Source organism: Streptomyces omiyaensis (genome assembly GCF_014650895.1).
GTDB classification, from domain to species: Bacteria; Actinomycetota; Actinomycetes; order Streptomycetales; family Streptomycetaceae; genus Streptomyces; species Streptomyces omiyaensis.
In genome coordinates this window covers 168,590-181,153 of record NZ_BMVV01000015.1, presented here as the reverse complement: position 1 = coordinate 181,153, position 12,564 = coordinate 168,590, and the positions used below count along the sequence as shown (strand labels likewise).

The following is a 12,564-nucleotide window of genomic DNA, read 5'->3' as shown; positions in this document are numbered from 1 at the left end:
ACAGGAAGGTACCGGCCCGAACCCCTCCCCGGCAGGCATACTCGCCCTTTGGATCACGGAGGGGGACGAGGGTGACCGGAGCACGGGTGGGGCGGGGGCGGGCGCCGGGGGCGTAGCGGTCAGGTCCTGCCGGTGCGGCGGATCTCGGTGATCTCCCGGTCGCGCCCGGTCGGGGCGCCGAAGGCGTCGACGCGCACGCCGCCGGCGGTGGCGGTGACCTCCAGGGCCAGGTTGTCGTTCGGGGAGAGGTCGCGGAGGTCGACGCGGACCCGGAGGGCGCCGCCGCCGGGCATCCGGTGGACGTTCTCCGGCAGGTAGTCGGCGCCGGCCAGCGCCTTCCGCAGGGCGGCCTCGTCGGCCGGGGGGCCGGCGGCGAAGGCCGCGCGGACGCGGTCGGCGTGCGCGTCGGCGGCGCACCGGTCGACCTTGTCCAGGGGCACCTCGTCGTAGGAGGCGGGCGCGTCGACGCCGGGCGGCTCGGGCAGGTCCGTGGGGAGCGGGACGGGCACGTCGGCGGGGGTCGGTGGCTCGGCGGGGACCGGCGGCTCGGCGGGGACCGGCGGCTGCTCGCCGCCCGGGGGTCCCTTCACCTCCTCCGCGAGGTCGGTCACCGCGGGCAGCGGGGGCAGCTCCCTCGCGGTACCCGGGGCGCAGGTGTTGGTGATGCGGATGGCGACGGCCTGGGCCCGCACCGTCGGGTCGGGGTGCCTCTCCAGCTCCTCGCCGGAGAGCATGCGGGGCGACGGGGTCGCGGACGGCGTCGCGGACAGCGCCGCCGGCGCGGGCTTCCCCGCGGCGCCCTGCGTGCCGCAGGCGGTCAGGGTCAGGGCGCCGAGGGCGGCGGCGGTCAGGGCGACGGTCGTGAGGAGGCGCTGCGGAGTGGGCATGCCGGAATCATGCGGGCGGGACCCGACCGCCCACATGAGTACCGCTACTCAACGGCCCCGTGCGCACCACCGGGTTGCCGGTGCGTCATGCGACGCGGACGCCTGCGCGCCAGACCTCCGACACCAGCGGGACGCCCGGCCGGTAGGCCAGGTGGACGGGGGAGGGGGCGTCGAGGAACGCGAGGTCCGCGCGGGCGCCGGCGGAGAGGCGGCCGACGTCGGTGCGGCGCAGGGCCGCCGCGCCGCCGGCGGTGGCGGACCAGACGGCCTCGTCGGGGGTCATGCCCATGTCGCGGACGGCGAGGGCGATGCAGAAGGGCACCGACGAGGTGAAGGAGGAGCCCGGGTTGCAGTCCGTGGAGAGGGCGACCGTCACGCCCGCGTCGAGGAGGCGGCGGGCGTCCGGCCACTGCGCCCGGGTGGAGAACTCGGCACCGGGGAGGAGGGTGGCGACCGTGTTCCCGGAGGCCAGCGCGTCCACGTCCGCGTCCGTCAGATGGGTGCAGTGGTCGGCGCTCGCCGCGTCCAGCTCGACCGCGAGCTGGACGCCGGGGCCGTACGAGAGCTGGTTGGCGTGGATCCTCGGCAGGAGGCCCTTCGCCTTGCCGGCGGTGAGGATCGCGCGGGCCTGGTCGCCGTCGAAGGCGCCCTTCTCGCAGAAGACGTCCACCCAGCGGGCGTGCGGGGCGCAGGCGTCCAGCATCGCGCCGGTGACGAGGTCGACGTAGGCCGCCGGGTCGTCGGCGAAGTCCGGGGAGACGATGTGGGCGCCGAGGTAGGTCACCTCGTCGGTGTGCTCGGCGGCGATGCGCAGCGCGCGGGCCTCGTCCTCGACGGTCAGGCCGTAGCCGGACTTGGTCTCGAAGGTGGTGGTGCCCTGGCGCAGGGCCTCGCGGAGGTAGCGGGCCACGTTCGCCGACAGCTCGGCGTCGGTGGCGGCGCGGGTGGCGGCGACGGTGGTGCGGATGCCGCCCGCCCGGTAGGGCTGCCCGGACATGCGGGCGTCGAACTCGGCGGTGCGGTCGCCCGCGAAGACGAGGTGGGAGTGGGAGTCGACGAAGCCGGGGAGGACGGCGCGGCCGCCGGCGTCGACCCGGCGGTCGGCGGCCGGAGCCTGCGCGGCGGGGCCCGCCCAGGCGACCCGGTCGCCGTCCAGGACGAGGGCGGCGTCCTCGACGAGGCCCAGGAGGCCTTCGCCGACGGCGGGGTCGTTCGTGACCAGGCTGCCGATGTGGGTGATGACCGTGGTCGTCATGGGTGCTCTCCGGTAGGGGCGTGGGGGGTGGGCGGGCCGTGGCCGGGGTCAGTCCCGCAGGGCGGCGATCGCGTCCGCCAGGGCTCCCGCCGCGTCCGGGACGGAGACGTGGACGCCGTCGCGGACCACGGTGCGGCCGCCGACCACCACGTGGCGGACGTCGGCCGCGCTCGCGGCGAAGACGGCCGTCTCCGGGGCGAGGCGCGGCAGCGGGCCCGCCGTGCGGACGGTGTCGAGGGCGATCGTGGTGAAGTCGGCGAGGGCGCCGGGCTCCAGGGCGCCCGCGTCGGACCAGCCGAGCGCCGCGTGGCCGTCGGCGGAGGCGGCGCGGAGCAGCGCGGCGGCGGTCCAGTGGCCCCGGATGTGGGTGCGCAGCCGCTCGTTCAGCTCCATGGCGCGCGCCTCCTCCAGGAGGTCGATCACGGCGTGGCTGTCGCTGCCGAGGGAGAGCGGGGAGCCGGCCTTCTGGAGGGCGGTGGCGGGGCCGATGCCGTCGGCGAGGTCGCGTTCGGTGGTGGGGCACATGCAGGTGCCGGTGGAGGTGGAGCCGACGAGGGCGATGTCGGCGTCGGTCATGTGGGTGTTGTGGACGCCGGTGGTGCGGGGGCCGAGGACGCCGTGGTCGGCGAGGAGCCGGGTCGGGGTGACGCCGTGGGCGGCGTGGCAGGCCTCGTTCTCGGCGGTCTGCTCGGAGAGGTGGACGTGCAGGGGCGCCCGCCGCTCCTCGGCCCAGCGGGCGACGGTGGACAGCTGGTCGGCGGGGACGGCCCGGACGGAGTGGATCGCCGCTCCGATCCGTACGCCGTCCCGGTCCTTCAGCGCGCCCGCCCGCTCGGCCCACCGCTCGGCGGTGCCGTCGGAGAAGCGGAGCTGGTGGTGTTCGGGGGCGGCTCCGAAGCCGGCGGAGAGGTAGGCGGTGTCGAGGAGGGTGATGCGGATGCCGGCCTCGCGGGCCGCCGCGATCAGGGCCTCGCCCATGGCGTTGGGGTCGGCGTAGGGGGTGCCGCCGGGGCCGTGGTGGAGGTAGTGGAACTCGCCGACGGCGGTGACGCCGGCCAGCGCCATCTCGGCGTAGACGGCCCGGGCGAGCGCGAAGTAGGAGTCCGGGGTGAGCCGCTGGGCGACGCCGTACATGACCTCGCGCCAGGTCCAGAAGGTGCCGGAGCCGACCTGGACGGTGCCGCGCAGGGCCCGGTGGAAGGCGTGGCTGTGGGCGTTCGCCAGTCCCGGGACCGTGAAGCCGCGCAGGACGACGGCGCCGGGCGGCGGGGCGTCGACGCCGGTGCGGACGGCGGTGATCCGGCCGTCGGCGGCCTCCAGGGCGACGCCCGGCTCGGCGTAGGTGCCGAGCCAGGCGTGTTCCAGCCAGTACGTCGTCAGCGGCACGCCAGCTCCTCCAGTACGTCGGCGAGTGCGCGGACCCCGGCCACGCAGTCGTCCTCGGCGGCGGACTCGGCCGGGGAGTGCGAGACGCCGGTGGGGTTCCGCACGAACAGCATGGCGGTCGGGACCGACTCGGACAGGATGCCCGCGTCGTGGCCGGCGCCGGTGCCGAGGACGGGCGTCTTCTCCCCGAGGACGCGGCTCAGCTCGTCGCGCAGGGCGTGCGAGAAGTCCACGACCGGGGTGAAGGACTCCCGGACGACGGCGAGGTCGATGCCGTGCCGGTCGGCGTACTCCCGGGCGGCGGTCTCGATGCCGGTCACGACGGCGTCCAGGGAGCCCTGGTCGGCGGCGCGGGCGTCCAGCCAGCCGCGGACCATCGACGGGATGGCGTTGACGCCGTTCGGCTCGACCGCGATCTTGCCGAAGGTGGCGACGGCGCCCGCGAGTTCGGCCTCGCGGCGGGCGGCGAGCACGGTCTCGGCGTAGGTGAGCATCGGGTCGCGGCGGTCGACGAGCCGGGTGGTGCCGGCGTGGTTGGCCTCGCCGGCGAAGTCGTACCGCCAGCGTCCGTGCGGCCAGATGGCGGAGGCGATGCCGACGGCGTCGCCGGAGAGGTCGAGGGCGCGGCCCTGCTCGACGTGCAGCTCGACGAAGGCGCGGATGCGGCCGAGCCGCTCCGGGTCGGCGCCGATCCGCGAGGGGTCGTGTCCGGCCGCCTCCATGGCCTGCGGGAGGGTGATCCCGTCGGCGTCGCGGAGCTCGTACGCCTGCTCCTTCGTCAGCCGGCCGGCGGTGAGGCGGGAGCCGACGCAGGCGAGGCCGAAGCGGGCGCCCTCCTCGTCGCCGAAGTTGACGATGGCGAGGGGCCGCCGGAAGGAGACGCCGCGGGCGCGGAGTTCGTCGAGGGCGGCGAAGGCGGAGACGACGCCGAGGGGGCCGTCGAAGGCGCCGCCGTCGGGGACGGAGTCCAGGTGGGAGCCGGTGACGACGGCGTCGCCGGCCGCAGGGTCGCCGAGCCAGGCCCACTGGTTGCCGTTGCGGTCGGTCTCGACGTCCAGGCGGCGGGCCTCGGCCTGCATCCGGAACCAGAGCCGGCAGTCGGCGTCGGCGCCCGTCCAGGCGTAGCGGCGGTAGCCGCCGGAGGCGGCGCTGCGGCCGAGGGGCCGCAGCGACCGCCACATGGCGTGGAAGGTCTCGCTCACGCCTGGTCGCCCTCGCGCATCGGGACGCGGACGCCCTTCTCGTCGGCGACCCGCTCGGCGATGTCGTAGCCGGCGTCGACGTGCCGGATGACGCCCATGCCGGGGTCGTTGGTGAGCACGCGGCGGATCTTCTCGCCCGCGAGCTCGGTGCCGTCGGCCACCGAGACCTGGCCGGCGTGGATGGAGCGGCCCATGCCGACCCCTCCGCCGTGGTGGAGGGAGACCCAGGAGGCGCCGGAGGCGACGTTGACCATGGCGTTGAGCAGCGGCCAGTCGGCGATGGCGTCGGAGCCGTCGAGCATGGCCTCGGTCTCGCGGTACGGGGAGGCCACCGAGCCGCAGTCGAGGTGGTCGCGGCCGATCGCGAGGGGGGCGGCGAGGGTGCCGTCGGCGACCATGTCGTTGAACATGGCGCCGGCCTTGTCGCGCTCGCCCTGGCCGAGCCAGCAGATGCGGGCGGGCAGGCCCTGGAAGTGGACGCGCTCGCCGGCCATCTTGATCCAGCGGTGCAGCGACTCGTTCTCCGGGAAGAGGTCGAGGATCGCCTTGTCCGTCTTGTGGATGTCGGAGGCCTCGCCGGACAGGGCGGCCCAGCGGAAGGGGCCCTTGCCCTCGCAGAAGAGCGGGCGGATGTAGGCGGGGACGAAGCCGGGGAAGGCGAAGGCGCGGTCGTAGCCGGCCAGCTGGGCCTCGCCGCGGATGGAGTTGCCGTAGTCGAAGACCTCGGCGCCGGCGTCCATGAAGCCGACCATGGCCTCGACGTGGCGGGCCATGGACTCGCGGGCGCGGGTGGTGAAGCCGGCCGGGTCCTTGGCGGCGGCGTCGGCCATGTCCTCGAAGGCCACGCCGACCGGGAGGTAGGAGAGCGGGTCGTGGGCCGAGGTCTGGTCGGTGACGATGTCGACCGGGGCGCCCTCGGCGAGCATCCGCGGGAGCAGCTCGGCGGCGTTGCCGAGGAGGCCGATGGAGAGCGGGCGGCGGGCGTCGCGGGCCTCGGTGGCCAGCCGGAGCGCGTGGGCGAGGTCGTCGGCCTTCACGTCCAGGTAGCGGTGCTCGATGCGGCGCTCGATGGCGCGCGGGTCGACGTCGATGCAGATCGCGACGCCGTCGTTCATCGTCACGGCGAGGGGCTGGGCGCCGCCCATGCCGCCGAGGCCGGCGGTGAGGGTGATGGTGCCGGCCAGGGTGCCGCCGAACTTCTTCGCGGCGACGGCGGCGAAGGTCTCGTAGGTGCCCTGGAGGATGCCCTGGGTGCCGATGTAGATCCAGGAGCCGGCCGTCATCTGGCCGTACATGGTGAGGCCGAGGGCCTCCAGGCGCCGGAACTCCTCCCAGTTGGCCCAGTCGCCGACGAGGTTGGAGTTGGCGATGAGGACGCGGGGCGCCCACTCGTGGGTCTGCATGACGCCGACCGGGCGGCCGGACTGGACCAGCATGGTCTCGTCCTGCTTGAGGGTGCGCAGGGTGCGGACCATGGCGTCGAAGGAGCGCCAGTCGCGGGCGGCCTTGCCGGTGCCGCCGTAGACGACGAGCTTGTCGGGGTGCTCGGCGACCTCGGGGTCCAGGTTGTTCTGGAGCATCCGGAGGGCGGCCTCCTGCTGCCATCCCAGGGCGCTCAGTTCCGTACCGCGCGGGGCCCGTACGAGACGGGGCCGCGGCCCGGAGGGCCCCGCCTGAGGGTGGCGGCGGGAGACGGGCGGGCGGGGTCCTGACATGGCGGTGCCTCCTCGAATGTCGTTCAGATATTCACATCCTGGCTTGCTGAATAGTTGTAGTCAACAGGGCGCGGCGCGACCGCCCGGTGCGCGGGGGCTCCGGCCGTCCCGCCACGCGCCCTGCCGCGCCCCCTCCGCGCCCCCCGCGTACGCCCCGGTGACGGGCCGCGCCCGGCCCGACAGGATGGACCCCATGGCCTCCCACCGCCGTGACCTCGCCGTCCGGGCCGCCGTCGCCCAGGGACTCCTCGCCCCCGACGCCCCCGTCGTCGCCCTCCTCGACACCGCCGGCATCCGCGCCTCCGCCGCCGCCCTGACCGGCGCCTTCGCCGCCGTCACCCGGGCCGAGGTGCTGCACGCCTTCGCCGTGAAGGCCGCCCCGCTCGTCCCCGTCCTGCGGCTGCTCGCCGAGGCCGGACTCGGCGCCGAGGTCGCGAGCCCCGGCGAGCTGGCCCTCGCCCGCGCCGCCGGGCTGCCCCCGTCGCGCACGGTCCTCGACTCGCCCGCCAAGACCTCCGCCGAACTGCGCGAGGCCCTCGCCCTCGGAATCGCGGTCAACGCCGACAACCTCCAGGAGCTGGAGCGCCTCGACGCCCTGGTCGCCGCCGCCCCCACCGCCTCCCCCCTCGGGCTGCGGGTCAACCCGCAGGTCGGAGCCGGCTCCATCGGCGCCCTGTCCACCGCCACCGCCACCTCCAAGTTCGGCGTCGCGCTGCGCGACGAGGGCGCCCGCGAGGCCGTCGTCCGGGCCTTCCTGGACCGCCCCTGGCTCACCCGGCTGCACACCCACACCGGCTCCCAGGGCGTCCCGCTCACCCTGATGGCCGAAGGCGTCCGGGCCGCCCACGAGCTGGCCGAGGAGATCAACGCGAAGGCCGGCCGCCCGCAGGTCGACACCCTCGACATCGGGGGCGGCCTCCCGGTGAACTTCGCCTCCGACGAGGAGACCCCCACCCACGCCGCGTACGCCCGGCTGCTCGCCGCCACCGCCCCCGGCCTCCTGGACGGGCGCTACCGCCTGGTCACCGAGTTCGGGCGCTCCCTGCTCGCCAAGCACGGCACGGTCCTCACCCGCGTCGAGTACACCAAGACCTCCGGCGGCCGCCCCATCGCCGTCACCCACGCCGGCGTCCAGCTCGCCACCCGGACCGTCTACGCCCCCGAGGCCTGGCCGCTGCGGATCCTCGCCTACGACTCCGAGGGCCGCCCCCGGACCGGCGAGGCCGTCGTCCAGGACGTGGCGGGCCCCGCCTGCTTCGCCGGGGACCTGCTCGCCGCCGGCCGCGCCCTGCCGCGGCTCCGCCCGGGCGACGTGGTGGCCGTCCCGGACACCGGCGCGTACGCCTTCGCCCACCACTACGCCTACAACAGCCTGCCCCGCCCCGCCGTGCACGGCTTCTCGCTCGCCGGCGACGGCACCGTCTCCTTCGCCCTGGTCCGCCCGGCACAGACCGCGCGGGAGATCGTCGCCGAGGCCGGCGGCGCCCGCGCCGACGCGCTCGTCCGGTAGCGCCGTGCCGGGACACCCCCTTCGATGGAGCCATGACCACCACCACAACCGTCGTCGTGGAGCGCCGGGTCGCCGCCTCGCCCGGCCGTGTCTGGGAGTCGATCACCGACCTGCCGGACATGCCCCGGGTGCTGTCCGGGGTCCAGCGGGTCGAGGTGCTCACGGAAGGCGGCTTCGGCGTGGGCACCCGCTGGCGGGAGACCCGGCGCATGATGGGCAAGGAGGCCACCGAGGAGATGACGGTGACCGAGTGCGAGCCGCCCGACCGGTACGTGACGGTCGCCGACTCGCACGGCATGCACTACGCCTCCGAGCTCTCCCTGCGCGCCGAGGGGCCGGACGCCAGCGTGCTGCGGATGGCCTTCTCGGCCACTCCGGCGGGGGGCCGCGGCACGGGCCTCGCCGGCCGCCTCCTCGCCCGCTTCGGCGCGAGGGCGGTCTCCAGGGCGCTCACGAAGGACCTGGAGGACATCGCGCGGGCGGTCGAGAGCCGGTACTGACCCGGCCCGGGACGCCCTCCGCCCGGGGCTCCACCCTCCATCGTCGGTCAATTCCGGCCTCCTGTGGGCATGTTCCGATGGAAAATGCCAGAACCCCCTCCGCGGGCCACGCCGTTCAGTAACGTCACCGTCACTGCCGTTGCTCGCACGCCGTATCGGGAGGGGAGCCCGCGTGCCCGGAATCGACGAGTGCCTCATGGAGGCCATGACCCTGCCGGGTGCTCGCGGTGCCTCCCTGGTCGACTGGAACAGCGGCCTCGCACTCGGGACCGCGGGCGAGTCGCCGGTCGGCGACCACGAGACGACCGCCGCCGAGACCGCCGAACTCGCTCGCGCCGCAGCCGAGTTCGACTCCTTCACCGCCGCCGCGGAGGAACCGCCGGCCGAGGACGGGGGCGTGCCGCCCGTCGAGGACCTGATCGTCACCACCCGCGCCGGCTACCACGTCATACGCTTCGTCCGGACCTCCTTCGACAGCAGCGTCTTCCTCCACCTCTGGCTCGACCGCGACACCGGCAACCTCGCCCTCGCCCGCATACGCCTCGGCGACCTCGCCGAAAAACTGGTCCTGGGATGAGCGTCTCCCCCATGCTCGTGCGGCTCGCGGCGGAGCGGGCCACCGGCGCCCTGCTCCGCGACCACGGCACCCTCTACCTCGTCGACGGCCGGGTGGTGCACGCCGAGAGCCCCGCCTCCCCCGGCATGGACGTCCTCCTCACCACCGCGGGCCGGCTCCCCCGGGAGAACTGGGACGAGGCCGTCGACCGGGCCGGAGCCCACCGCGCCGTCGGCCGCTTCCTCGTCGACAGCGGACGGCTGCGCGACGGAGAGCTGGAGATATGCCACCTCGGCGCCGTCTTCGACGCCGCCTTCTTCGCCCTCTCCCCCACCAGTGGCCCCACCCGCTTCCGGTACGGCGTCGGGCACTGGTTCGGCACGGTCCGCCCGGTCTCCGCCGAGGCCGTCGAGCGCGAGACCCTCCGCCGCCGCGAACTCCTCGACGCCGTCTGGCCGTACGCCTCCGTCGACAGCGCCCCCGTCGTGCCCCGCCCCGCCGCCCCCGGCCAGGGCGTGGGCGCCCGCCGCAGGGCCCTGCTCGCCGCCGCCGACGGGGTCCGCACCCCCGCCGAGCTGGCCCGGGTCCTCGGCCGCCCCGCCTTCCACACCCTCCTCGACGTCCGCAGGCTCGCCGCCGCCGGACTCGTCGAGACCCCGCTCGACGCGGCCCCCGACGCCACCCCCCCACCGCCGCCCCCGGAGTGGTCTCCGGTCCCCCCGGTGTCCGACCCCGACATCGCCCTGCTGCGCCGGCTCCGTGACGCCCTGGAGGCACACCTGTGATGAGGCGTGCTCTGCGCCTGCGCGCCGAGAGGAGACAGTTGATGACAGCCGAAGCAGAGGTGCTCGGCGAGCTCAGACGCCTGCGCGCCCGGCTGCCCCAGCTCACCGGGGCGCTCGCGGCCAGCGCCGACGGGCTGGTGCTCGCCCACGACACCGTGGACGGCGCCGCCGAGAGCGTCGCCGCGCTGACCGCCGCCGCGCTCGGCGTCGGCCGGCGGCTGACCGAATCCACCGGCCAGGGCGGCTTCCGGGAGCTGCTCGTCCGCGGCGAGGCCGGCTACGTGGCCACCTACGCCGCGGGCGGCTCCGCCGTCCTCACCCTGCTCGCCGAGCCCCGCATCAACGTGGGCCGGCTCCACCTGGAGGCCCGTCGCTCCAGCCTCCGCATCGGCGACCTCGTCGACGGCGCACTGGAGCGCAGGGACCTCGTCTGATCCACCGGTCCGGCCCCGCGAGGCGGCCGTTCCCCCACCCGACACCCGTCACACGCACAGAAGAAGGAAGTGGCACACCATGGCGAACACCGAGACCTCCCTGAAGGAAGCCTCCTCGATCGAGGGCTTCATCGGCGCGGCCCTCGTCGACTACACCAGCGGCATGGCCCTCGGCACCCTCGGCGGCGGCAAGGACCTGGACCTGACCGTGGCCGCGGCGGGCAACACCGACGTGGTCCGCGCCAAGGTGCGGACGATGGAGATGCTGGGCATCCAGGAGGAGATCGAGGACATCCTCATCACCCTCGGCAGCCAGTACCACCTCATCCGGCTGCTCAAGTCCCGCGGCAGCAACGGCCTCTTCCTCTACCTGGCGCTGGCCAAGGACCGGGCCAACCTGGCGATGGCCCGCCACCAGCTGAAGAAGATCGAGGCCGAGCTGGACGTCTGACCCCGCCGGCTCACTCCACGAAGAGCCCCCGCTCCGCCGCCTTCGCGTCGAAGCGCTCCAGGCGCGCCTGGGCGTCCGGCAGCTCGTCCGCCATGGCCTCCAGCAGGACCCGGCCGAGCAGCATCGGGGCACAGGCGGTGTCGAAGGCGAGCCCGGTGCCGACGGCGGCCGGGATGAGCAGGTCGGAGTGGGCGGCGACGGGCGCGAAGGCGGAGTCGGCCACGGTCACCACGGTGAGCCCGGCCGTCCGCGCGTACTCCAGCGCCTCGACGACCTCCCGCGGGTGCCGGGGCAGCGCGAAGCAGAGCAGCGCGGTGGCCCCGGCCCGGACGGCCGCGTCGATCCGGTCGTCGAGCATCGAACCGCCCTCGTCGAGCAGCCGCACGTCCGGGTGCACCTTGGCGGCGAAGTAGGCGAAGCCGCGGGCCTGCGAGGAGGCGGCGCGCAGACCGAGGACGGGCAGCGGCCGCGAGGCGGCGAGCAGCCGTCCGGCGCGCTCCACCGGCGCGGGGTCGGCGAGCAGCCCGGCGAGGTGCCGGAGGTTCTCGATCTCGGCGAGGACGGCCTGCTGGTACTCGTTGTGCCCGGCGTCCTCCCCCGGGGCGGCGGCCGGCCGCTCGGGCGGCGCGACCTCCCGCAGGTGCCGGCGGAGCGCCGGGTAGCCGTCGAAGCCGAGGGCGACCGCGAAGCGGGTCACGGAGGGCTGGCTGACGCCGGCGAGCTCGGCGAGCTCGACGCTGGAGAGGAAGGGCGCGTCGGCGGCCCGCCGGACCATGCAGTGGGCGATCCGCCGCTGCGTGGGCGTGAGCCGGTGCCCCTCGAAGAGCGCCTGGAGCCGCCCGGCCGGGCTGTCGCTCATGCCGTCCCCCTTCATCCATTCATCCCTGACCCTGTCTGCATAAGGATATGCAGAGGGGGTGCGGGGCGGGGAGGGAGCGGCGGACGGGCGGGCGCGGTCACGCCCGGACATCCGAATCGTGCGGGGGCTGTAACAAACGGCGGAGGCCGGTGAACCGGCTCCCCCGCGTGGCAACAATAGCCGTGTCGCAGACGTGACGACCGGCTCCGGGCCGGTCACGGGGGAAGAGGGATCGACATGAACGCGAGGACGACGAGAGCCGGTTCACCGCGGCGGCGCGTGCGCGGCGCCGTCCTGGGCGCGGCGGCGGTCGCGGCCCTGCTGACGACCACCGCCTGCCAGGGCGACGAGCCGGCCGCCGCCGGACCGAGCGCGACCGCCCCGTCGGCGGCCGCCCCCTCGGGCTCCGCGTCGGCCGGCGGGAGCACGCCGGAGGCCACCGCGCCCACGGGCGACTCCGGCACCGGCGGCGGCAGCCCGTCGGCCACGGGGACCGGGGACAGCGGCGAGACCGGCGGCGGCAACGGCACGGAGTACGCCGACTGCGAGGCCGACGGGCTCACCACCGCGGTCGAGCTCCAGGACCCGGCCGGGGAGACCCCCCGCCACTTCCTGCTGACGGTCACCAACGGCTCGAAGACGCCGTGCGTCCTCAACGAGGCGCCGATCCTGCGGCTCGAGGCGGGCGACGACGCCCCGATCGTCGAGACGCTCGGCGAGCCGGACTCCGAGCCCGTCGTCGTCGAGGGCGGCGGCAAGGCCTACGCGGGCCTGTACGCCTTCGGGAACGACGAGGGCGGCGAGGCCGAGTACGACCGGTCCGACCGCTTCACGGCGACCCTGGTCGCCGGCGAGGGCACCGAGCTGCGCGGCACGCTCGTCTTCGACCTGCCCGGCGGCCTCGGCACGATCTCGGTCGACGACGCGGCGCGGGTGAACGGCTGGGCCGGCACCGAGGGCCTGGCGATGCGGCCGATCACCCAGCTCTGATCCGGACGCGCTCCGGACCGGGGCGCTCCGGACC

13 protein-coding genes are annotated in these 12,564 nt (G+C 75.5%); 7 read left to right on the top strand and 6 right to left on the bottom strand.

The genetic code is table 11. The features are described from left to right. Positions 1-119: 119 nt before the first annotated feature. From IE287_RS24170 to hutU, 5 genes are all read right to left on the bottom strand, one after another. Positions 120-887 (bottom strand): hypothetical protein, encoded by a 768-nt coding sequence (locus tag IE287_RS24170; RefSeq protein WP_189851269.1) that lies wholly within the window; start codon positions 885-887, stop codon positions 120-122. Positions 888-972: 85 nt separating this feature from the next. After that, positions 973-2,142: an imidazolonepropionase gene (hutI, locus tag IE287_RS24165; RefSeq protein ID WP_189851268.1), complete on the bottom strand. Its 1,170-nt coding sequence runs from the start codon at positions 2,140-2,142 to the stop codon at positions 973-975. 48 nt (positions 2,143-2,190) lie between these two features. Next, positions 2,191-3,528 carry a formimidoylglutamate deiminase gene (locus IE287_RS24160; protein WP_189851267.1) on the bottom strand — a complete coding sequence of 446 codons (1,338 nt, stop codon included), beginning with the start codon at positions 3,526-3,528 and terminating at the stop codon, positions 2,191-2,193. Further along, positions 3,519-4,709 (bottom strand): allantoate amidohydrolase, encoded by a 1,191-nt coding sequence (locus IE287_RS24155; protein ID WP_189851294.1) that lies wholly within the window; start codon positions 4,707-4,709, stop codon positions 3,519-3,521. Before IE287_RS24155 ends, IE287_RS24160 begins: the two co-directional genes overlap by 10 nt. 17 nt (positions 4,710-4,726) lie before the next feature. After that, positions 4,727-6,445, bottom strand: a complete 1,719-nt coding sequence (gene hutU, locus IE287_RS24150) for a urocanate hydratase (RefSeq protein ID WP_189851266.1) — start codon at positions 6,443-6,445, stop codon at positions 4,727-4,729. Positions 6,446-6,629: 184 nt separating this feature from the next. Here hutU and IE287_RS24145 point away from each other — a divergent pair, with 184 nt between their 5' ends. The 6 genes from IE287_RS24145 to IE287_RS24120 all read left to right on the top strand — a co-directional run bounded on the left by IE287_RS24145 (position 6,630) and on the right by IE287_RS24120 (position 10,681). Continuing rightward, positions 6,630-7,955 carry a type III PLP-dependent enzyme domain-containing protein gene (locus IE287_RS24145; protein ID WP_189851265.1) on the top strand — a complete coding sequence of 442 codons (1,326 nt, stop codon included), beginning with the start codon at positions 6,630-6,632 and terminating at the stop codon, positions 7,953-7,955. Between the two features lie 32 nt (positions 7,956-7,987). Continuing rightward, on the top strand, positions 7,988-8,455 hold the full coding sequence (locus IE287_RS24140; RefSeq protein WP_189851264.1) for an SRPBCC family protein: 468 nt from the start codon (positions 7,988-7,990) through the stop codon (positions 8,453-8,455). A gap of 172 nt (positions 8,456-8,627) precedes the next feature. Then, positions 8,628-9,032 (top strand): hypothetical protein, encoded by a 405-nt coding sequence (locus IE287_RS24135; RefSeq protein WP_189851263.1) that lies wholly within the window; start codon positions 8,628-8,630, stop codon positions 9,030-9,032. Then, positions 9,029-9,796 (top strand): transcriptional regulator, encoded by a 768-nt coding sequence (locus tag IE287_RS24130; protein ID WP_189851262.1) that lies wholly within the window; start codon positions 9,029-9,031, stop codon positions 9,794-9,796. Before IE287_RS24135 ends, IE287_RS24130 begins: the two co-directional genes overlap by 4 nt. Further along, complete coding sequence (locus IE287_RS24125) at positions 9,796-10,230, top strand: roadblock/LC7 domain-containing protein (protein ID WP_189851261.1); 435 nt, start codon at positions 9,796-9,798, stop codon at positions 10,228-10,230. Before IE287_RS24130 ends, IE287_RS24125 begins: the two co-directional genes overlap by 1 nt. Positions 10,231-10,309: 79 nt before the next feature. After that, a complete protein-coding gene (locus IE287_RS24120) occupies positions 10,310-10,681 on the top strand; it encodes a hypothetical protein (RefSeq protein ID WP_189851260.1) in 372 nt (123 codons plus the stop codon). 10 nt (positions 10,682-10,691) lie between these two features. Here IE287_RS24120 and IE287_RS24115 read toward each other — a convergent pair whose 3' ends face one another. After that, positions 10,692-11,540, bottom strand: a complete 849-nt coding sequence (locus tag IE287_RS24115; protein WP_189851259.1) for a MurR/RpiR family transcriptional regulator — start codon at positions 11,538-11,540, stop codon at positions 10,692-10,694. Positions 11,541-11,819: 279 nt separating this feature from the next. Here IE287_RS24115 and IE287_RS24110 point away from each other — a divergent pair, with 279 nt between their 5' ends. Next, positions 11,820-12,530: a DUF4232 domain-containing protein gene (locus IE287_RS24110; protein ID WP_194690239.1), complete on the top strand. Its 711-nt coding sequence runs from the start codon at positions 11,820-11,822 to the stop codon at positions 12,528-12,530. Positions 12,531-12,564 lie beyond the last annotated feature (34 nt).